At 43.0% G+C, this 21,207-nt stretch carries 17 protein-coding genes; 1 reads left to right on the forward strand and 16 read right to left on the reverse strand.

Annotation, left to right across the window (positions count from 1 at the left end; all coding sequences use genetic code 11):
- Window positions 1-9: 9 nt before the first annotated feature.
- The 13 genes from tssG to pepN all read right to left on the reverse strand — a co-directional run bounded on the left by tssG (window position 10) and on the right by pepN (window position 16,874).
- On the reverse strand, window positions 10-978 hold the full coding sequence (gene tssG, locus VJY63_RS02875) for a type VI secretion system baseplate subunit TssG (protein ID WP_324048230.1): 969 nt from the start codon (window positions 976-978) through the stop codon (window positions 10-12).
- Complete coding sequence (tssF, locus tag VJY63_RS02880) at window positions 942-2,651, reverse strand: type VI secretion system baseplate subunit TssF (protein ID WP_324048231.1); 1,710 nt, start codon at window positions 2,649-2,651, stop codon at window positions 942-944. Before tssF ends, tssG begins: the two co-directional genes overlap by 37 nt.
- The gene (locus VJY63_RS02885; protein ID WP_324048232.1) at window positions 2,644-3,057 is read right to left on the reverse strand and encodes a GPW/gp25 family protein; all 414 of its coding nucleotides are present in this window, start codon (window positions 3,055-3,057) and stop codon (window positions 2,644-2,646) included. Before VJY63_RS02885 ends, tssF begins: the two co-directional genes overlap by 8 nt.
- Window positions 3,058-3,059: 2 nt before the next feature.
- Complete coding sequence (gene tssD, locus VJY63_RS02890) at window positions 3,060-3,551, reverse strand: type VI secretion system tube protein TssD (protein ID WP_324048233.1); 492 nt, start codon at window positions 3,549-3,551, stop codon at window positions 3,060-3,062.
- Window positions 3,544-5,103, reverse strand: coding sequence for a type VI secretion system contractile sheath domain-containing protein (locus VJY63_RS02895; RefSeq protein WP_324048234.1), 1,560 nt, complete (start codon window positions 5,101-5,103; stop codon window positions 3,544-3,546). The genes tssD (VJY63_RS02890) and VJY63_RS02895 overlap by 8 nt, the downstream gene beginning before the upstream one ends.
- Window positions 5,100-8,513, reverse strand: a complete 3,414-nt coding sequence (locus VJY63_RS02900) for a type VI secretion system protein (protein ID WP_324048235.1) — start codon at window positions 8,511-8,513, stop codon at window positions 5,100-5,102. Before VJY63_RS02900 ends, VJY63_RS02895 begins: the two co-directional genes overlap by 4 nt.
- A gap of 53 nt (window positions 8,514-8,566) precedes the next feature.
- Window positions 8,567-9,244 carry a DotU family type IV/VI secretion system protein gene (locus VJY63_RS02905; protein WP_324048236.1) on the reverse strand — a complete coding sequence of 226 codons (678 nt, stop codon included), beginning with the start codon at window positions 9,242-9,244 and terminating at the stop codon, window positions 8,567-8,569.
- Window positions 9,245-9,248: 4 nt separating this feature from the next.
- Window positions 9,249-10,634, reverse strand: a complete 1,386-nt coding sequence (tssK, locus tag VJY63_RS02910; protein ID WP_324048237.1) for a type VI secretion system baseplate subunit TssK — start codon at window positions 10,632-10,634, stop codon at window positions 9,249-9,251.
- Window positions 10,635-10,664: 30 nt separating this feature from the next.
- Window positions 10,665-11,387 carry a type VI secretion system lipoprotein TssJ gene (gene tssJ / locus VJY63_RS02915; RefSeq protein ID WP_324048238.1) on the reverse strand — a complete coding sequence of 241 codons (723 nt, stop codon included), beginning with the start codon at window positions 11,385-11,387 and terminating at the stop codon, window positions 10,665-10,667.
- A 7-nt stretch (window positions 11,388-11,394) separates the two neighbouring features.
- Complete coding sequence (tssD, locus tag VJY63_RS02920) at window positions 11,395-11,910, reverse strand: type VI secretion system tube protein TssD (protein WP_324048239.1); 516 nt, start codon at window positions 11,908-11,910, stop codon at window positions 11,395-11,397.
- Between the two features lie 42 nt (window positions 11,911-11,952).
- A complete protein-coding gene (gene tssC, locus VJY63_RS02925; protein ID WP_324048240.1) occupies window positions 11,953-13,413 on the reverse strand; it encodes a type VI secretion system contractile sheath large subunit in 1,461 nt (486 codons plus the stop codon).
- A 17-nt stretch (window positions 13,414-13,430) separates the two neighbouring features.
- The gene (gene tssB / locus VJY63_RS02930) at window positions 13,431-13,985 is read right to left on the reverse strand and encodes a type VI secretion system contractile sheath small subunit (RefSeq protein WP_324048241.1); all 555 of its coding nucleotides are present in this window, start codon (window positions 13,983-13,985) and stop codon (window positions 13,431-13,433) included.
- A 225-nt stretch (window positions 13,986-14,210) separates the two neighbouring features.
- A complete protein-coding gene (gene pepN, locus VJY63_RS02935; protein ID WP_324048242.1) occupies window positions 14,211-16,874 on the reverse strand; it encodes an aminopeptidase N in 2,664 nt (887 codons plus the stop codon).
- Window positions 16,875-16,986: 112 nt separating this feature from the next.
- Here pepN and VJY63_RS02940 point away from each other — a divergent pair, with 112 nt between their 5' ends.
- A complete protein-coding gene (locus VJY63_RS02940; protein ID WP_324048243.1) occupies window positions 16,987-17,916 on the forward strand; it encodes an exopolyphosphatase in 930 nt (309 codons plus the stop codon).
- A gap of 9 nt (window positions 17,917-17,925) precedes the next feature.
- On the opposite strand, the gene rnk is transcribed toward VJY63_RS02940, so the two are convergent.
- From rnk to ilvD, 3 genes are all read right to left on the reverse strand, one after another.
- On the reverse strand, window positions 17,926-18,342 hold the full coding sequence (gene rnk / locus VJY63_RS02945) for a nucleoside diphosphate kinase regulator (RefSeq protein WP_324048244.1): 417 nt from the start codon (window positions 18,340-18,342) through the stop codon (window positions 17,926-17,928).
- A 93-nt stretch (window positions 18,343-18,435) separates the two neighbouring features.
- Complete coding sequence (locus tag VJY63_RS02950; protein ID WP_324048245.1) at window positions 18,436-19,143, reverse strand: MliC family protein; 708 nt, start codon at window positions 19,141-19,143, stop codon at window positions 18,436-18,438.
- Entirely contained in the window at window positions 19,121-20,953 is a 1,833-nt protein-coding gene (ilvD, locus tag VJY63_RS02955) for a dihydroxy-acid dehydratase (protein WP_324048246.1), read from the reverse strand. Before ilvD ends, VJY63_RS02950 begins: the two co-directional genes overlap by 23 nt.
- Between the last annotated feature and the right edge of the window lie 254 nt (window positions 20,954-21,207).

The raw sequence follows: 21,207 nt of genomic DNA on the forward strand, positions 1-21,207 counted from the left end.
GTTTTTTTGTTAAATTAACGGCATCAGCGCTTGTAATTTGGCTGTTGCATTAGCGTTTTCTTTATTTAATAGCCAAGCGTTACGACCTAAATGCCCCCACTGTGTACTGCCCAGTGTGATGGATTCAAAATTTTGGGGTGCATCCAGACAGAAATCTAGTTCGCACTCATACGGCGAGCGAAGGTACACGCTGACTAAAGCCCTTAGTGTTCGCCAAGTTTTTCGATTGCTTATCAGCGCACTAAAATGTGTGTGCGATAAAGGCCCTATTTTTAAGCGTAATTTACCGTTGTGGTCATTAATTTTATTGCCTAATAAAGTGCTTTTACCTAAGCAGTTGTTAGCGACTCCTAGGCTTGTTAGCGAATCAGAGTCGACTTCTACTTGCTTTAATATGCATTGTTCTACTGCCACTGGAATGCCTTTTAGCCAGCTACTCACTAGCTGAGCTAATCCTTCCGCAGTGGGGTAGGGATGTGTTAGCAGATGAAAATGACGGAATAACCAGTCTTTGCGTGGTAAAACAGCTAAACGTTCGGGTGGTAATCCTAATAAGCGTGTCGCAAGGTCAAGCCACTGGTTGTTGCTTTGTTCAATGTACTGAATGGCTGGGTGTCCTTTACCCTCTACCTCTAAATTCAGCTCATATAAGCGTTGGTTAAACAAGTCGAGTAGTTGGCGTGGCAGTGTGTTTTCTTGCTGCTCTTGTTCAAGTAATAATTCGGTAATGTAACTTGGCAGCGGCGAACTGCTGCCATAAAGACCGGGTAAATTAACCTCTATACACCAGTCATTACCTTCTTGTTTTGCTTGATAAACTTCACCTTGCAGAATACTTAGATGCAGCGCTGGTCGTAATTGAATGCGCCCTGCTGGGTATTCCGCTTTAATTTTGCGGATTAACTGAAACAGACTGAACTGGGCAGCCTGAAGCTTATTATCTAGCCCAATACTTGGGTATTCAGTTTCGGTGGCCATGTAAAGCCCTCTCCAGAAGTTACGTCAGTCACATACAAAGCAGAAAAATGATTAATGGGTGCCATGAGTGCAAGTAGTCTGTCTAAGCGGCTACAAAACCCTAGTGCATCGCCTTTACTGTTAAAGGCTTGGAAGTTGATGCTGACATTCATTTCAAGACCACGGTAGAGCGACTGTTCTAAAAGCTTTTCTGTGGGACGAACCGTAACTTTTTGAATAGCATCCAATTTTTTTTGATTAATGGTTAAGCGAGATTCATCGGGGCTGACGCGTTCCGCCATTTCGCGTAAACGCTGCAATAAACCATTCTGGCTAAATAAGCTGGTACTCCCACGGCTTAATTCGGCCACCTGCTGGCGCTCACTGGTAGGGTCTAATTGGGGTACTTTCCAAGCCGTGCTGGTGGTTAAATTACTAAAATCAACGGTTTCTGGCGTAGCATTAAGGTGCGCGTTAAGGTCGCCTGGCAGTAGTTGAGCAGCACTTTTTCCATTGCTACACCAAGCATTAACCCGAATCATTTCTTCTTGACCAGTTGGAACTCCCTTGCCTTGTGTTAGTAAAAGACGTGAACTAGGCAAGCCTGTGATTGGGCTTTGCTCATGGTGAAGCTGATAAGCGTGAACGTAAGCCGTTTCTTCTGCTTCCCAATAAGGCTGGTAAGTGTGTGATTCATTGCTGGTGGCATATTGCCCTTGAATTTGCTCAATGGCTTGGATTAACAGCATTTCTTGCTTTTTTTGGCGTGCTTGTAAGGGCTGTAATAAATGCCGGTCATCCCTAAGAAAAGGCGGTAAATGACGCAGAAACTGATTGTGAGCCGCTACGCAATGCAGTTTGAAATAGTGCTTTTCAATTGTTGGTAAGAAAACCTGCGATTCATCAATCCAAAAATTAAGCTTTAGTTCGTTGGCTTTATTTAACGTATCTAAACCTTCAAAACGTATTTGGATTGCCATTGCTGCTTCAGGGCTATGTAAGTAATTACACATGGCTGCTTCACCGGGCAGGCGCTCTTTTTGTAATGGCTGATCCAGTGCTTTAATGTGTGCTTTTAAATGGGTGGTTGGCTGTTGATCGAGTAAAACATCGACCTGTTGACAGGCGTGAAGTAATAGCCAATACAAATCAGCACTGATACCTAAAGGTGCGACTAGGTGAATATTGAGTGGGTAATCACTTAAACTAGCGCCCAGTCCACCCGCTAAACTACGCAAGGTTAACGTTAAGCAGCGCTTAGTGATGCCGCCGGTTGGTTGTTGGTTAGTGCTGCAATGGATTATTTCTAAAGGCGTTACACGGCAAGTATGAGTGGTTGTAAATTCCACCCGCTTTTCTTGATTAAGCTGATTACCTAAAGGTGTGCCAGCGGGTAAAACTTGCGCTGCTTTTAAGCCGGAACGTGGTGTAAAGCCAATTAACGTGGTAGAAACCAGTGCCTGTAAACGTGTTGGATCTAAAATTTCTAACAAATTACGGGTAAAGCGAGGGGCTTCACGGTCAAGCTGATCCCTAAGCCCTGCGGTTAAAAAAGCCACCCCTTCTAATAAACGCTCCACATCAGGATCACTACCTGGCACTAAATGGCGAGCTAGCTCTGGTTCTTTATCGGCATAGTCAGTGGCCAGTTGCCTTAAACGGTTTAACTCGTCACGGTAATATTGGTCAAACATGAGTCAATACCTCTTGTCCTGCTGCTTGCCCTAAATCTGTTTGCCCTAAACTCGCTACTGGCTGAACTTTCAGAAGCTGATTATTATCAATCTGAAATAATAACTGGATGGGTGATCCATCGGTTAGCTGAGCACTTAGTAGCAGTTTATTTGATCCTTGTTGAAAAGCAGGCTGTTGCAATCGTGGCTCAAAATGCTTGACTTGCTCTAATAAAGCAGCGGCTAGCTGTTCTAATAATTCAGGATCATTTTGCATACTAAGACTTGGAATTTTACCTAAGCCTAACGCGGTATTTTGTGGCACAGTGCCACGCCGAGTATTTAGCAAGCGTTCTAAATACAGTGCTATATCTTGTTGCGCATTTAGCGGTTGGCGTGATTGGCCTAAACGGTCTAATAGAGGCATAGTTAATTGCTCCCCGTTTCTACACTTGTTTCAAACTCTTGCTCGCCACCTGCGCCATAACGCCAAACAATGCTTCTATAAACCAAACGAATACGCTCAAGGTATTGGCAAGTGTCGTTGTGTGGCTTAGTGCAATCAGGCATTTCTGTTGTGACTGATAGCAACTGTGCTCCCTTCATAACGATTTCATAAATAACTTTAGGCTGACCTTCAAGGTCGGGTTGATACCACGCTAGCTGAATGTCTAGTGTGTCTTGCTCGCATAATGCTTGATTTAACAGCGGTGATGCTGAATCAATGGGTTTTAATAATTCCGCAGGACGATGCACCACACTGCCACCTAAGACACCGCCTTGCCCTTCGCCATGACGATCAAGGCTGTGTTGAAAAGCCAAAACCTCGACTAAACCTTCACCAATGCGGGTGTCATTAAAATTGCCTTGAATGCGCCCAAGGTTTTTGCCGGTTATTTTCATAAAGCCAGGCCTAGCCATGCATACCTCCTGTCAGTGATGAAGTTAAGTTAAGTGTGAAGCTTTGACCCTGATGCCTTAAATGGGGTGTTAGCTGAAGGTGAATTTCTGGCTGCAGGCTTTCTTTGTTGGTGATGATAAGTTGTGCCGCCCGAAAAGGTTTACGGTGCATCACTTCAGTTGAAGGTTTTTCTTGTGCTGAAACGCTGTTTTGTAGCCATTGATTAAGCTGCGTTTCAAGGCTATTTAAAGTGTCGCTGCTACCCAGTTGTTCGCGTAATACCCGTTTTAAATAATGTGCTACTCGACTTAACGTTAGTAAATAGGGGAGTTGGTAATCGGGCTGCAGTTGCTGATTAAATTTTGCACCTAAATGCAAAGAAACAGGCTGCTCAAACGCTATAGTATTATTTTTACCCACACCTGCCAGTGTGAAACCTTGACGTGCAAAAGCGGCCAGCGTTGCTTGTGGCCAACGGGCTTCTAATGGCGGTAATGGTGGGGTATGTGCGTTCAGTTGATAAGGTGGCAGTAATGGGTCTTCATCGCCTGGCGAATTAAGCATTGCAGTATAGCCACCATAGTTTTGAAAACTATGTAAAACCAAGCTTGCCAAAGAGTAGCAAGGATTACCCCACAGCAGCGCATTTTTACCTTGTGGTGTTTGTTCTTTAAAAAGACCTTGTGGCATTTCTAGCTCATAGGGTGGCCTAATCAATACGCGTGGTAGCACCAGACTTAAATAACGACTGGCAGGTTGTTGCATTAATTCACGTAGTTTTATAAAGCGTTTGCTATTGGCTAGCTCTAAGGCTTGTTCAGCAGAAACGCTCTGCGTAAACGCATCTAAATCAAACAAACTAGGATCAACACCCGTTAAAACAGGGGCATGAGCGGCTTGCCCTAGTTGTGCTAAAGCACTTAAATCGTTTAGGTCTTGCTGGTTATTACGCCAAGCGTTATCAACTAAGATTAAGCTGTAAGGTTGCCCACCGTATTGACCTAATTCTTCAGCATAAATTTTTTGAAATAATGCGCTGTCGATAAGCTGTGTAGCATTTAAGTTATAGTGCAGCTCTTCATGGCTTTGGTGTAATAACACAATTTCTGTCATCGCATTTTCAGCTGCTTTACGCATTAAGCGATCAATGCTGCGCCATGTGGCTTCTAACTGACGAATTTTAGGGTCGTAAAGTAGCTGATTAACCAACGCCATTGCTAATTTGTTATTTTTTAGTTGTTGAAACTCAGCTTCAGCAGCCATTTTTTCAGTTGAAATGTTAGGTAAATGCTGAAAAATAAACTTTAAAAGTTGGGTGGGGTGTAAGTCATTTAAGTGGCTTATTTTAAGTTGCAACCAACCAAGGCTGGGCAAATTAACGTTAATGATGGGTTGCTGCTGCGCTAACCAGTCACTAAAGGTTGTATGGTGCTGCGTACTAAATACCACTAAATTTTCTTTAATTAGCCCAAGGTCTGCCAGAATCAAAATACGGCACGTCAGCGGTGAGCGCGTTGCACCAGCCAAGGCAGAATCAAACGGAAGGTTTGCTTGAGTAAGGGCATTTATCATAGCGCATTCTCACGCATAATGTACCTTGGTAAGCGTTGCCTACTTGCCATTAGCACATCAATGACTTGTGTATGCCCACGCAAACCAAACTGTAAATCAATGTATTGAATATTCCATTCAGCTAGACGGTCTTCATAAAGCGGAAAATCTGCGCTTTTAAAGCGCTTAGCACCTTGCGAAAAATCTTCTAAAAAGTTGGGGAAGCCGTAATGCCCCGAATAGTTTTTAACTAGCTGGTAATTATCAACTTGAATGGTTAAGCGCACATTGGTGCAATTGAGTGACCAGTTGAATTCAGCCGCCCGTTGGTAGTTTAAGTTTTCTAATTCTTGTAGCCCATTTTCACATTGCATTTCTAATAAAGTACGGCTGGGTAACTTTTTAGCGCCAGGGTTGACTGTAATTGGGCGCGTACTAAGAATCACCGCATAGTTATCACGGTTTTGTTTTCGGTATTCATCGGCCTTGCTTAAAAAACCAAGTAGCTCTTTATTAATGGGGTAAGCAATCCCAAAGGCGCTACGACCAATATAACCCGCACCAAAACGCCTTTGTACAAAAGGGCTTAAATGTTGATCAAAAAAACTCCATAGCAAGCCACCTTCAGAATAAAGAAAGCCAGCCATACGGTCTTCAGGCACACCTTCTGCCGCTGCTAAAAAAGCTTCTTCCCAAAGGCTTTGCATTTGATCCGATGACTCTTGAATTAAGTAGCGACGAAACATATTTAAAGGACCACGAAACACCGCCCAAAAAGGCTCATTAAAATCGGTGTTACGTCCTAATAAACCTTGTAAATCTTGCAGTTGACGATAACCTGTGGCTAAAGCTGTTTGTCCACGCGCAGGATCATCGGGGTTGTTATATAAATCTTGCATACTTAAATGTGCGATGGACTTAACTTGCGATTCTTTAGTTAGTTCACGAATATTGGCGCGGTATTCACCCAGCAACTTAGCGGCTCGCTCAACCATAAGCGCTTGTTCATCTTTAATCGCTTCATCAGCCCCCATTTTTTTACCAGCTTTGGCAGCCATTTTCCCAACATTACCCGCGCGTTTAATGATTTTTAGCGTTAACTTTTTTAAAGCGCCGGTATCTGTTTCATTCGGTGCAATTGCAACCATGTCGGCATAAAGCTCAATCATATAAACCCATTCGGGTGATTTATCATCCATAAAGGGCTTTAATTCAGTGGCGAGCCGATTCAGCACTAAAAAGTGTTGGTTGCGGCTAGTCGCTTGCATATCAATCGCTTCACGCCAGCCATTGCTGCCTTCTATAACGTCAACACCGTTTTGAAAAGCCAGCGCAAACTGCTTCCAAGCTTCTAGGTAGCGAGCACGGTAGTTCTCTTCAAAACCAGGAATTAATGTATTAACTTGATCGGCAATATCTTGCGTTGCTAACAGCTGTTCAATAAAGTCATCAATTTTTTCTTTACCAATCACTGTAAAAGCGGCGGGTACTCGCACATCATTGGATGCGCGGATGCCCCGCCAATATTCCCCCAAGCGTACTTCATGCTCCCCTGCAGAAAGGTTGCCCCAGTCGATTAACCAGTCAATACTGCCAGGGCTTTTAGCTAAAATACGTTGTAAGTAAACACGCTTATTACTTAAACGGGTTTCAATACGATCACGGTCTTCTTGCCAACATAGATAAAGTAAATACACCTGATTTAAAGTGGCGAGTTGCGATATATTCAAAGCGGCAAGCGTCGTATCATCTTGTAGTGTATAAGCTTGTGGCATAGCACTGAGTTGTTCTGAGCTAGCACCATCTAAGAAAGCTTGCAGTAGGTTAATTTCACGCACTAGCTGTCCAACAAAACGCGCCATTTCTTGACCCAGTTCGTTGCCGCTTAAATTGCCTTCAAACAGTTGTTGTTCAGCGCTGAGTTGTAATCGTCGATCAAGCGGTAAAATTAAATTTTGATCGACCCGTTGCACAAATACCCGTTGCAATCTTTGTTGGAAATCTGGCGTGGTGGTTAAGCTATTAATCCAAGGTAAAAAGCTACGGTTTTGTAATTGGTCAATCATGCTTGAAAGCTGTTGATTAACGCGAAGATTGCTAGAAAAATCACTTTGTTCAACTAAGTTACCGGCATAACGCTGATTAATGTCATCTAAAAAAAGTAAATCTTGTCGGTAAATTAGACCCAGCGTGCCAACTAATAGCAAAAGAATGAGGGCATAACCGCTAATCCATAGATTACGGATAGCGCGTTCAGCACGTACCGCTGCGGGTAATCGCGTGACGTGTGCGCGTTCATTAGGTAAGACTTGGGTTAATAAGTCATGGCAAAACAAACCTTGTGGTAAAGGGCTGGCATCCTCTTTTTTTAAGCTACCAGCAAGAAAAATACCGCGCAGATTAGGCAGTTCTTCAAAGACGCTTTCTTGAAAAATACCTCGCGTGAAATTGCGTAGCCGAGTCGATACTTCACCTAAACGGCTGGGTAAAATCAGTGCGTCGGGGTCTACATTACCGCTTCTTAAAATAAATAAGTTTAAGTCTTTAAGGCGTTCAGACAGATTTTTTAGACTGGTTTCAACAAAAGTGTCGGCGCTGCTGCCTTCTTGATTTAAACAGCCAAGGGCTTGTTCTTTAAGGTGTTGAGGCAGTGAATCTGCCCAGCTAGCAGCACCTTTAAGTTGGTCTAAGCCAGTTAGCACTAGATAAACAGGGAATTGTGTTTTTAGCTGATTAACAATTTGCCCTAGCATATCGCGTAAATATAAGCCTTGATCGTAAAGCTGTTCTTCGCTTTGTTGTTCTAGCCATTGCCAATCGATTGGCAAAATTAAACCATTGATGGGTTCTTCTTGGCGACTAGCAACCAGCAACTGTAATAAGCGCCGCCATTCTGGTGCATGATGACCTTTGCGGTCATACAGTTGCTCTGGTAATTGCAACAGCATACTTTCATTGTAAGGCCAAAATGTAATGCTGCTTTCTGGGCCAGTAAACCGGCTTTCTGCATCCGTAGGTAAGGTGACTCTTGCTGATTTAAGCCAGTCAGCGACTAGTGCGCGGTCGCTTAATAATAAAAACCACGGTAAAGCATAGTTAGGATGTAAGCGTTTATCTTGCAGTGAACTATTGCGTAAAAAGCTTAATACGCTTTTAAAGCGAGTATCTAAGGCTTGTGTATCAAGGGTTTCTTCTTGCTGATCGTCTAATGTATCTTTTTCTTGTAATAAGCGTTTAGCCCTTATCCGTGCTTGAATACGTAGCAGTAATCGACGACCGATACGGTAGGTTAGCCAGATAACAAACAAAGAAAAAACTAAGGCAAGCCCATTTTCAAACGGGTAGCCTAGCAGTAAGGCACCAAAAATGGAGGTGGCTGCAATTAACCCCCAAATAATAATTAATAAGAGAACTTTGAATAGAGTTTTCACAGAATAAGCCTTTTTATGGAAAGTCTGCCAATTATGGAAAGTCTGCTAATGCGTTAAATTAACGCGACCAGTCGTTGAACGAGCGATAGGATTTCGACTCGCATTACCACATACAACAACATTACCCCTAAGGCAGGCGCACCTATATAAAAGGGTAAAAGTGTGTAGCGTGAGTGGTTGCGAAGCTTAATTGGACCTGAGGGTGGGTAGGCTTCGGGTGTTAGTATTGCCTTGTCATCCGACCAAGGTATTTTTTGTCCTTGCGATAAAAGTTCAAAATTTTCTAAGCGCATACTGTCTAGTTTGCTTCTGCCTACGGCACCAAAATAACGTCCAGCAAAGCCTAGTGCTAAACAGTAGTAATAAACCTCACGCACGTCTCGATCAGCAGGATCAATAAGCGTTAATTCACTTAGGTGATTAAAAAACTCTTCGCCTGCTTTAGCCGTGTCGTAATAGCTTTTTTGTAATTGGTTGGCATTCCACTGCCCAGCGTGTTGCCAGCCACAAGACAGCAGGGTTTCGTCTATGTAAGCAATAACTGCAAAACGTGCTTTTTCATAATGTTCACGGCGATAACCAAGCGTTGCATAAACTAAAGCTTTTTCTGCTAAGCGCCGTTCAACTTCAATTTTTATACTTTCATAGTCAGGTTGTTCACCTGCAGCAATACGACTTTGCAGTTGCTTTACATAAGCGAGTAGGTCAATAAAACAGTCAATGAGCCGCATGGTATCACCCCTTTATCGCGACAAGTTCAAGCGTTAAATCATCTGGCATATTAGGCCATGCCAGCTCAATCATTCCTTCACGTTCTACTTGCAGCCAAGCTTCATCGTGGCTACTTAAAACAAAGTAGGTTGAATTAGGCCGTTGTGGTAAACCTTCAGGACGCACTTCTAGCAAAGTTTTATCAACCCCAGGTAAAGCACGTGATTGATAAATAGGCACTAAGGTTGGTGTACCTAACTTAGAAAATCTTAAAAAATTCTCTAGCCATTTATCCCGTCCTAACTGCGTTCTAACCACCAAAAATACTTGCTGTCCTGCTTCTAAAAACTTTCTGGGCAGCTCAAGCAAAAAGTTGCTATTTTCTTGCTGGCTAAAACGCGCTAAAGATTCTGATCCAATCGCAATCTCGTTAACTAAGCGATTAATAATTTGCCGTGCTTTAGTAAAACAATCGCCTAAATCTAAGTGGTCATAGCTAGGTAATTTAAGGTTAGAGCCTGAAATTTCACCACGAATATTGGCACCAACAGAGAAGCAGCTAAGTTCAGCAATTAACGTACGTACTTCTTGGTAAACACGTTCAGGCGGTATATTGGCTAGCTCTAATAAATGTGACAGCACTTGCACGCTACGCCCTAAGGTTTGTAGTGCCATGCGGTAGCGCAGCATTTGGGGATTAAAGTCTGAACCACGGTAATTAGCCGGTGGTTGTTTATAATCTTCTAGCTGAGTGCTGCGCGATAGTAGTTCATCACGCAGGTTCCTAACCCAAGCTAGCATTTCAGGTAAGGCACTAATGCTTAGCATGGGTGGTAGGTATTCAGGATCAGAATAAACCTGTTCGTTTTGTAAAATTAAGCGTGCCACCGGCAAGCTTTCTATGCCACTCATGGTGCTTAACTGGGCGCTGGTTACTAATTTTGCACTAAAAGTTAGTAAAGGTGTTTGAACCGGATTGCCCGCTTGGTATTGATCGGCTAATGATTCTGGGCGGTCGCTTAAACTGTAGCGCGGTACTTGATGGCGTGAAGGCTGGCTGCTGTTTTGTACGGCTAAGCGCTGATTTTTGGCAGCAATCACCAAATGAATTTGTAATGGCTCGCGTGAATCTGGCCAAACATCACCTTGTAAATGTAAGTCTTCAAGCTGTGCATTGTCAGGAAAGTGTAACCAGCTACCGTCACGCAGCAAAACACGCAGCTGATTAAAGCTAACCCTACCCGTAGCCAGTGCCCCAGCATCCAAGTCGCTAAAAGCTACGCCCCAAGGTAAAGCCAGTAGGTTTTGGCGTATTGCCTGCTGTGTATCTAGGTGAAATGCATCTAGGTACTGGAAATGATTAGGCTGTAAAAACAGCCCTTGATGCCAGTAGATTGGTTTATTGGTCAAGGTTATCTTCCTTTATTCTTATACAGTCGATCAGAAAGCTCGGGCGCGTAGGCTGTTAATGCGTTCTTCACCTATTTCAAGCCAAATATTTAGTCTTGCCGCTTCACCGGCAGGTGAAATGCTAGGGCCTTTAAACGGTCGCCACGCAAAAGGCCACCACCAACGTTTTTTATTGGCATAAGGAATGGTTCGCCCAGTCACTGCTGGAATGGGCAATAGGCGAACGCTAGCATCTTCTGTCATTTGAAAATAGCCAGCCAAAATAGCTAAGTAAGCTGCGCCTTTAACACGGTCAAGCACCATCACTTTAGTCTCGCTCGGCGCTAAAATAATGCTGTTTTCTCTTAAAAAAGCTGCTGCCAGTTGCTTAGAATCTGCTGACATTAAATCGGTAAGCCGAAAAGAAGAAAATTGGTAGTTATCCAATTCCGTTGGGCTACTCATTTGAATAAATTTCAACATCAGTGTGCGTGCTTCACCCAACTGAGCATTGAGCTTTGGGTCGGCTTTAAGGTGTATAACAATGGATCTGGATTCATAAAGTGCTGACTCAGCAGGCAAGTGAGGTGGCATCCATTCCACACTCTGATATTGCCATTGGCTATTGGAAGGCTGCCATTCCCATTTAGCTTGCTCATCTAGCAGTTTATATTCAGGCTCAATTTGACCTTGCCACTTATCGACTGGCTTACCTGCACAACCGCTTAATAGCAGGGTAGCCAGCAGATAAAACAGTAAAAAGTGCGGTTTCATTAATTAATTACTCGCCTGCCCAGTTGTCGATTGCGGTACTAGAAGCCGTTTCATGATTCCAAGTAATGCTGCTGTAAGTAAAGCGTACTTCTTCATAAGCGCTAATTGCATCATTAGCTGGGTCTAAAAAGTCTGGTGATGAAGTAATAATGCTAACCACTTTAGCGCCTTCTAAATCAATGCTGTAATAGTGAACGGGCTGTCCGTCACTACCAGTGTCGGCGCTGCGGTAAAATTCTAGGGTACAATTTAATGACTTAGGTTCAGCCAAACACTGAAATAGTAAAGGCGAACTTTTGTCAATAAGCTTACGAATTTGCAAGTATTCATGCTTACGATTTCCTGTTACCTGACCCGTTAAACGGTCGGTGGGTACGCTAACTTTTTGTTCAAAGCCGGTGACAAAAATTTCGTCTTCGTGACCGGATTTAAAAAAAGCACCAATGCTTTCTTGGCTAGATGCGCCTTCGCTTAAATTGTCGCCTTCTGCTGTTTCAATAGTCATGTAAATTACGTTTGGCATTGTTTATTCCTCATTGCTTAATGAAAGCCTAAAAATTTAGGCTTAAACTCGATCGAGTAATCCGGTTAAAGATAGGGTGAAGTTTGCGCCCATAAACTTAAAGTGTGGCGTGACTTCTAAACCCACCTGATACCAGCCTGCTTCACTATCAATTTCCGTTACTTGAACCACAGCGCGGCGCAATGGACGTTGGCTGCGTGTAGCAGGCGAAGGGTTTTCTTGATCCGCAACGTATTGACGAATCCAGCGATTGAGTTCGCTTTCAAGGTCAGAACGTGTTTTCCAGCTACCTAAGTTTTCGCGCTGCAACACTTTAATGTAGTGAGCTAAGCGGTTAATAATGAACAAGTAGGGCAGTTGTGTACCTAGGCGGTAATTCAGTTCTGCAACTTTTGCGGCTGGGTCTGTACCAAAATATTTAGGCTGCTGTACTGAGTTAGATGAGAAGAAAGTAGCGTTGTCGGCATTTTTGCGTTGGGTCAGTGGAATAAAGCCTAGCTCAGAAATTTCATACTCTTTACGGTCAGAAACTACCGTTTCTATCGGGCCATTTAAAAGCGGTGTACCTTCTGATTCGGTAATGTGTACCGGAAGATTAAGCACTGCACCACCGGCTTGAGGGCCAATGATATTAGGACACCAACGGTAACGCGCAAAGCTGTCCATCAAGCGCGTTGCATAGGCGTAACAGGCATTAATCCATAAATAATCTGATTCACCTTTAAGTGCTTCTTCTTGATAGACAAAACTACGTACTGGTTTGTCGTCACCAAACAAAGCGCGACCCATTAAACGTGGCAGTGTTAAACCTAAATTACGTGAATCATCTTGTTCGCGTAGGTTGCGCCATTTAATGTATTGTGGACCTTCAAATAAAGAAGACACTTCTTTTAAATCGGGTAATTCAGACCAAGCACCTAGGCCAAAAAACTTAGGCGAAGTACCGGTAATAAACGGCGCGTGAGTTACAGCAGAGAGTGCTGCCATGTGTTCAAGTAATTGAATGTCTTTAGTGGATTGATTAAAAGCATAATCACCAATAATAACACCGTAGGGTTCGCCACCAAATTGGCCGTATTCTTTGGTATAAACGGTTTTAAACAAAGCGCTTTGATTAGCTTCTGGCGAGTCTTCAAAGTCTTCTAGCAACTCGTCTTGGCTGGTATTAAAAATTTCGACTTTAATGTTTTCAGTAAACTCAGTGCGCTGAACTAAAAAATCTAGACCACGCCAGGTGCTTTCTAATGCCTGAAACTCTGGCGCGTGAAGAATGCTGTTCATCTGTTGGCTTAATCGCTTATCAAGCTCAGCAATCATTTGTTCAACCAGTGCTTTATCAATACGCGGCAACTGTGTTTCACGACTTAATAATTCACCTAATAAAGCCTCAACACCTTGGCGTGCTAAATCGTAACCTGCATCCGCTTCACCTAAGCGTGTGTATTCAAGAATTTCACCTACTAGCGGTTGTACTTTTGTTTTCTCAATTGTTTGCTCAATCATTACCGTGTGTCCCCAGTTTATTCTGCGTCACTGTTAGCTTTATTTTTTTCTGAAGCTTTTTTTTCTGACGATTTTTTATCGGACGTTTGTAAACCAAGCTCGGATAAAAGCTGTGTCCGTTGGTTTTGGTCTTCCAGCATGACTTGAATGGTTTTACGCATAGCTGGCGTGTTACCTAGTGGGCCTTTCAACGCTTTTAATGCATCACGTAACGCTAACGTTTTTTTCAAGGCTGGAATGGATTGGGCTAATTGATCGGGTTCCATATCACGTAAAGATTTAGGCTGGATAGTGATGTCTAGTTCTTCAGCATCATCATTTAGTTGATTAGCAACGGTAAAGTTTAGTGCTAGATTCATACTAGCCATGACTTCATCGAAGTTTTTACGGTTAACGCTAATGGTTTGACGTTCTTGAATATCGGTTGGGTCTTCATCGGATCGAAAAGAACCTAGCACCAAAGCTTTAAAAGGTAACTCAACCTGTGCTTTGGCATCTCCGGTTGCTGGGCGGTAAGAGATATTAATGCGTTCTTTAGGTGCAACTGACGTGCCATTACTTTTGCTAGCCATACTAAGCTTCTCCACACTCTATTGATTTTATGTTCTTCAGTAATTTAGAGGAATTTTAAAGGTGAGATTAAGTGCATTTGCTAAATTGAGAATAGCACGGTCAAAGCCGTTGTAAATTATAAGTTTTTATTTATGTTAATTGCGTCACAAAAAAAACACTGAATCCTTTTAATTACTAGATTCAGTGTTTGATTATGTAATAAATCCCTTTAACAATGTTATATTTTAAAGCGCTAATGCTTTTTCTATCACTTCAAATAAATCGGCACTTAGCTTTTCTTGCTGAATGCGTTTTAGCTGCATTTTTATTAATATTTGGCGTTGTTTATCTAGGCGTTTAAAACGGGTTAACGGAATCACCAAACGTGCAGCAATTTGTGGATTTAACACGTTTAATTCAATTACCTTGTCAGCCAAAAATTGATACCCTTCTGCGTCTATAGCATGAAAGTTAACACGGTTTTGGTTTACAAAGGCACTGATTAAAGCCCTTACTTTATTGGGGTTTTTCATCGAAAAAGCAGGGTGCGCTTGTAACTGTTTAACGCGTGTTAATGCATCAGGATAAGGGCGCAAAGCTTGTACGCTAAACCAGCTATCCATCACTAAAGAATCATGTGACCAGTGCTTTGCAAAGGTTTCTAACGCTTCTTTTCCTACTAGCGTGTCTTTAGCATGAACCAAACAAGTTAAAGCGGCTAGCTGGTCAGTCATGTTATCGGCTTGCTTAAATTGTGCTTGGGCTAGCTGTAAAGCGTCAGGTTTTTCGGTAGCAACCAACCAATTTAAACACACATTTTTTAAACGTCGGGCTGCAACGGCCTCAGCAGCAGGCGACCAACTAGCGGTGCTGGTGTGTGCTTGGTATAAGCGTAAAAAATCAGCATACAAGGCATTGGCTAAGCGGTTACGCGCAAATTCACGGGCGCAATGAATGGCATCAATATCCACTTGTGCATACTGTTCAGCAATATAGGCTTCAGAAGGTAGTAACAGCATTTCAGCTAAAATTGCTGGATCGGTGATGGGTGCGTTAAGCAGTTGTTTATAAGCACTTAGCAACGCTGCATCTAGCACTAATGTTTTACCTGCCTGCTGCTGCGTTACTAAGCTTTGAATGGCTAGCATTGCCAAGCGTTGCCCTGCATCCCAGCGGTTAAAACCATCGCTGTCGCAAGTCATTAAAAAAGCCAGTTGCTCACGGCTGTAATCAAAGCTTAATTTTACGGGTGCAGAAAAACCACGCAATAAAGAAGGCACGGGTTCGGTTGCTAAATGGTGAAAAGTAAAGCTTTGCTCGGTTTGGGTAAGCTGTACAACCCTTTCTGAACCCCAAAACTCACCATTCACTTCCATAGGGATGTTTATTCCAGCAGCACCCACTAATCCCATTTTTATGGGAATTAATATCGGCTGTTTAACGGGCTGATCGGGTGTTGCGGAAGTGTGTTGTTTTAGGGTTAATGTGTAGGTTTTTTCGTTAGCATTATACAAGCCCGTTGCAGTAATTTCGGGCGTACCGGCTTGGCTGTACCAAAGCATAAATTGATTTAAATCTAAACCAGACACTTCGGCCATGCAAGCAACAAAATCATCGACGGTAACGGCTTGGCCATCAAAGCGTGCAAAGTATAAATCCGTGCCTTGTCGGAAGGTTTTTTTACCCAGTAACTCACTTAACATTCTAACGACTTCAGCACCTTTTTCATAAATGGTTAAGGTGTAAAAGTTATTGATTTCTATAAAACTTTCAGGGCGAACAGGATGCGCTGTTGGGCCTGCATCTTCAGCAAATTGTGCCGTACGCAACATGCTGACTTGCTGAATGCGCTCGACAGCAGCAGAATTCATATCGGCACTAAATTGCTGGTCGCGTAGCACGGTAAAACCTTCTTTTAAAGAAAGCTGAAACCAATCACGGCAGGTAACACGGTTGCCCGACCAGTTATGAAAGTATTCATGCGCCACAACACTTTCTACACGGTTAAACGCCGCGTCGGTTTCACTTTTCGGGTCGGCTAGCACGCAGGCTGAATTGAAAATATTTAAGCCTTTATTTTCCATAGCACCCATATTGAAATCATCGACTGCAACAATCATATAAATGTCTAAATCGTATTCACGGCCATACTGCTGTTCATCCCACTGCATGGCTGCTTTAAGTGAACGCAAAGCATGGTCGCATTTATGTAAGTTTTGTTTTTCTACCCAAACTTCTAAGGCAACGCTGCGACCGCTGCCGGTGGTAAATGTGTCTTTAACGGGGTGCAAATTACCCGCCACTAACGCAAATAAATACGCCGGTTTAAAAAATGGATCTTGCCATTCTGCAAAATGTTTACCGTCTGCTAAATCACCGAATGCCATTAAATTACCGTTGGACAAGAGTACCGGAAAACGTGTTTTGTCGGCTTCAATGCGGGTGGTGAATTTAGACAATACATCGGGGCGGTCTGGGTAGAAAGTAATACGGCGAAAACCTTCAGCTTCACATTGGGTGCAAAAATTACCGCTGGACTGATATAAACCCTCAAGCGCGGTGTTATTTAAAGGATCAATTTCAACTTCAATGGCTAATACAAAAACATCAGGCAAGGTTGCTAAAGTTAATTGATCTTGAGTTAGCTGATAGTCGTTTGCTGTTAGTAATTGTTCATCTAATTGTATGCTGATAAGTTTTAATGCTTGACCGTCGAGTTGCAGTGGTAGGTTGGTTTCTATACGGTCTGGGTTGCGTGTTATTTGTAAGCGGCTAAGTACACGGGTTTTTGTATCGTCTAATTTAAAACATAAATCTACCTGCTTAACTAAAAAAGCCGGTGGTAAATAGTCTTTTAAGAAAATCGCCTTGGGTGAAGCAGGGGTAGAAGCCGTTAATGCTTGGTTCATAACAAGAAAACCTCGGATTAGATCTTTAGAAAAAATGGTAAGAGTGCTATTTTTAACGCAGTTAGTTTTATATGTATCTTAATTGAATAAGATTTTTACTGGGAGTCGTTTTATGTCAACGAAATATCGGTTAGTCACACGCAGTGATTTTGATGGTTTGGTTTGTGCTGCACTGCTAAAGCATTTGGATTTAATTGATGATATCCAATTTGTTCACCCAAAAGATATGCAAGATGGCAAAATTGAAATTGGGGCTAATGATATCACTACTAACCTGCCTTATGTGGCTGGCTGTAACTTAGCTTTTGACCATCACCTAAGTGAAACCGTGCGTAACGAAGTGCTGGCTGATAATCACATTATTGACGCTGATGCACCTTCAGCAGCGCGTGTGGTTTGGCAGTATTATGGCGGTCATAAAGCTTTCCCTGTTGCATGGGATGAAATGATGGATGCGGTGGATAAAGGCGATGCCGCGCAGTTTAACGAAGACGAAGTGCTCAACCCTGATGATTGGGTTTTGCTTAACTTTATTATGGATGCGCGTACGGGTTTAGGCCGTTTCCGTGATTTTCGTATTTCTAACTACCAGTTAATGATGCAGTTAATTGATTACTGCCGTAACCACAGCATTAAGCAAATCCTTGAGTTGCCTGATGTAAAAGAACGCACCGATCTCTATTTTGAACACGACAGCAAAGCGCGTCAGCAAATTCAAAAATGCGCCACTGTTTATGACAATCTTGTGGTGTTAGATTTGCGTAACGAAGAAACTATTTATGCCACCAACCGCTTTACCTTGTATGCACTTTATCCCAAGACCAATATGTCGATTCACGTACTTTGGGGTTTAAAGCAGCAGAACACCGTATTTGCGGTCGGTAAGTCAATACTTAATCGTAGTTCTAACACCAACGTGGGCGAGCTGTGCCTTAAATACAATGGTGGTGGCCACCTAAATGCAGGCACGTGTCAGGTTGCTAACGATGAAGCAGAAGCAACCTTGCAAGCTTTAATAGACAAAATTAATGCTGACGGTTAAATAACCGTATTAACGGTGTAGTTCACCTGCCGCTTCGGGTTGATGTAAAATTTCATCGACAACCAAAGCGGCATCTTTGCCATTAGGCATTTGCCAATGCACTTCTTGTCCGACTCGCGCACCCAATAAAGCAGCACCTAAAGGCGCTAAAATTGATAGCTGATCGGTCGCTTCAGGGTTTAAATTGCGTGGGTAAACCAATTCCTTTTCTAGTTGAATACCTGCTTTTAAATCACGAAATTTAACACGGCTGTGCATACTGACTAAATCGGCAGGTACATCTTGTGGTGATACCACATCGGCGTTATTTAAGCGTTCGGCTAAGGCTTCAGCAACAGGCATTTTGGCATATTGCTCGTCGTCGATAAGCTTTTCTAAACGGCTGTGGTCTAATTCATTCATTAGTAAATGTAATTTAGCAATCATAATTTTACCTCAATAAAAGTACACCCCCGCAACCTAGGTTACGGGGGTGTACTAAAAATAATCTGTGACAATAACGTTTGAGTAGATTAATGGTTAAAAACTTTGTCCGCAACCCTGATATTTCTTATCGAGGTATTGCAATTCAACGCGGTGAGGAAAAGGTTCGCCGGTATTGATTTCAATGCAAAGAATGTTTTCTACCTTGTATTCAATTAGGTTGCCATCAACATCGTTAGCTTGATACAGCGTTCTTATTAAATCCTGTTTAATCACTTCAGACGCTGCAAACTTTATACGTTGTGTGCCAAAGTTTTGCAAGAGGACTAACGTACCATTTTGCTGTGCCTCAAAAGTCCAGCTAGGATTGTGTCCTGTTGCGCGTAACACTAATGCATTTGGTGAAGTATTGGTGTTTGTAATCTGTGGCGGTTTATCAAGCTTGCCAGCTTCACCTTGGCTGATGAGCTGACAATTTTTCCACGTTCGCTCAGGTGTAGTGACTCTTGCCTTATTGCCTTTATTCCAAACAGAAGCACCTTCGCCATTAGCATAACGTGCGCCAGAAGCGGCTCTTTGTTGCGGCAGGTTTATCCAGTGAGTTGTTGCCGGTAATTGTAACCAAAGTTGCTCACCCAGTAAGCGTGTTTCCATTAAGCTACCGTCTTCACACTGCCAAAGATTTGCTTGAGTGGCTTGTTCAAACTTAGGTGTAAACGTGCAACCTACCAGCAGCCCAGCTGCCAGTAGCGTTGTTGCTAGTTGCAATAATAAGCGTTTATTAATCAAGCTTGCTAAGGTCACGTACAGCACCCTTGTCAGCAGATGTAGCTAGCATGGCATAGGCTTTAAGCGCAGCAGAAACTTTGCGCTCACGAGGCTTGGCAGGCTTCCAACCTTTAGCATCTTGCGCAGCACGGCGCTTAGCCATTTCTTCATCACTAATTTCAACATTAATAGTGCGGTTAGGAATATCAATTAAGATAGAGTCACCATCTTCAACCAAACCTATCGCGCCACCAGCAGCGGCTTCAGGGGAGGCATGGCCGATGGAAAGACCTGAAGTACCGCCTGAGAAACGGCCATCGGTTAATAGCGCACACACTTCACCTAAACCCTTAGATTTAATGTAGCTGGTGGGGTAAAGCATTTCTTGCATACCTGGGCCGCCTTTAGGACCTTCGTAGCGAACGATAACCACATCGCCTGCTTTTACCTTGCCGTCTAGCACATTAGCTACGGCTTCATCTTGTGATTCAGTGACATGGGCTGTGCCACGGAAAACCAAAATGCTGTCGTCGATACCCGCAGTTTTAACTACGCAACCATCTTCAGCCAAGTTACCGTAAAGTACCGCTAAACCACCTTCCAACGAAAAAGCATTGGCTAAATCACGAATACAGCCATTTTCACGGTCGGCATCTAGGTTGTTCCAACGCGTAGATTGGCTGAAAGCTTCTTGGGTAGGAATACCTGCTGGGCCAGCACGAAAAAACTTAATCACTTCGGGCGTAGGCTTACGCATAATATCCCAAGTTTCTAAAGCTTCAGCTAAAGATTTGCTATGTACCGTTGGTAGGCTGGTATCAAGTAAGCCAGCACGGTCTAGCTCACCCAATAAAGCAAAAATACCACCGGCGCGGTGTACATCTTCAACGTGGTATTTAGGTGAGTTAGGGGCAACTTTACACAGCTGTGGCACTTTTTTAGATAGGCGATCTATGTCTTCTAAAGTGAAATCCACTTCCGCTTCTTGCGCTAAGGCTAAAAGGTGCAAAATGGTGTTAGTAGAACCACCCATAGCGATATCTAAAATCATCGCATTATTGAATGCACCTTTATTGGCAATAGAGCGGGGTAAAACAGAGTAATCATCTTGTTCGTAATGCTGGCGCGTAATGGCAACAATTTTCTCACCGGCTTGTTCAAATAAACTACGGCGATCAGCGTGGGTTGCCAACATAGTGCCGTTACCGGGTAAGGATAAGCCCAAGGCTTCAGTTAAGCAGTTCATGGAATTGGCAGTAAACATACCTGAACAAGAACCGCAGGTAGGGCAGGCGGAACGTTCGTATTCAGCAACGTCTTCATCCGATGCGTCTGAGGCAGCAATTACCATGGCGTCGACTAAATCTAGGTTATGCTCAGAAAGCTTGGTTTTACCCGCTTCCATAGGGCCGCCAGATACAAAAATAACCGGAATATTTATGCGCATAGCCGCCATAAGCATTCCGGGGGTGATTTTGTCACAGTTAGAAATACACACCATGGCATCGGCACAGTGGGCGTTGACCATGTATTCAACCGAATCAGCAATTAAGTCACGGCTGGGCAACGAATACAGCATACCGTCGTGACCCATCGCAATGCCGTCATCGACTGCTATGGTGTTAAATTCTTTAGCAACACCACCGGCTTTTTCGATTTGGCGTGCAACCAACTGCCCCATATCTTTTAAATGCACATGGCCAGGTACAAACTGAGTAAAAGAGTTAACGACGGCAATAATAGGCTTTTCAAAATCACCATCTTTCATGCCTGTGGCACGCCACAAAGCACGAGCACCAGCCATATTGCGACCAGCAGTAGTAGTACGAGAACGATAAACCGGCATGGGGAAACCTCTGTCAATGAGTTACTAAAAAGTCATTTAAGTATTCTACTTTTTTACAGCACAAGTCACTAGCTTGGCAAAGAAAAACAGGGAAGTTAAGTTTATGAAAGAAAAAAAAGCATTCCGAAAGGCACTTTAATTTTTAAAATTCCAAACTATTTTTTAATTAAACACTAAGAAATTGATTGTTTTTTTTGTTTTCTATTTGGACTTAAATTAGCGCATTTAAAAATGCGATTCATTTTAATATTTTG

It is taken from the genome of Marinospirillum sp. (assembly GCF_035271045.1).
GTDB lineage: Bacteria > Pseudomonadota > Gammaproteobacteria > Pseudomonadales > Halomonadaceae > Marinospirillum.

Coding starts and splice junctions, on each gene's coding strand:
- tssG (WP_324048230.1), bottom strand. CDS start 978: ATGGCCACCGAAACTGAATACCCAAGTATTGGGCTAGATAATAAGCTT.
- tssF (WP_324048231.1), bottom strand. CDS start 2,651: ATGTTTGACCAATATTACCGTGACGAGTTAAACCGTTTAAGGCAACTG.
- VJY63_RS02885 (WP_324048232.1), bottom strand. CDS start 3,057: ATGCCTCTATTAGACCGTTTAGGCCAATCACGCCAACCGCTAAATGCG.
- tssD (WP_324048233.1), bottom strand. CDS start 3,551: ATGGCTAGGCCTGGCTTTATGAAAATAACCGGCAAAAACCTTGGGCGC.
- VJY63_RS02895 (WP_324048234.1), bottom strand. CDS start 5,103: ATGATAAATGCCCTTACTCAAGCAAACCTTCCGTTTGATTCTGCCTTG.
- VJY63_RS02905 (WP_324048236.1), bottom strand. CDS start 9,244: ATGCGGCTCATTGACTGTTTTATTGACCTACTCGCTTATGTAAAGCAA.
- tssJ (WP_324048238.1), bottom strand. CDS start 11,387: ATGAAACCGCACTTTTTACTGTTTTATCTGCTGGCTACCCTGCTATTA.
- tssD (WP_324048239.1), bottom strand. CDS start 11,910: ATGCCAAACGTAATTTACATGACTATTGAAACAGCAGAAGGCGACAAT.
- tssC (WP_324048240.1), bottom strand. CDS start 13,413: ATGATTGAGCAAACAATTGAGAAAACAAAAGTACAACCGCTAGTAGGT.
- tssB (WP_324048241.1), bottom strand. CDS start 13,985: ATGGCTAGCAAAAGTAATGGCACGTCAGTTGCACCTAAAGAACGCATT.
- pepN (WP_324048242.1), bottom strand. CDS start 16,874: ATGAACCAAGCATTAACGGCTTCTACCCCTGCTTCACCCAAGGCGATT.
- VJY63_RS02940 (WP_324048243.1), top strand. CDS start 16,987: ATGTCAACGAAATATCGGTTAGTCACACGCAGTGATTTTGATGGTTTG.
- rnk (WP_324048244.1), bottom strand. CDS start 18,342: ATGATTGCTAAATTACATTTACTAATGAATGAATTAGACCACAGCCGT.
- ilvD (WP_324048246.1), bottom strand. CDS start 20,953: ATGCCGGTTTATCGTTCTCGTACTACTACTGCTGGTCGCAATATGGCT.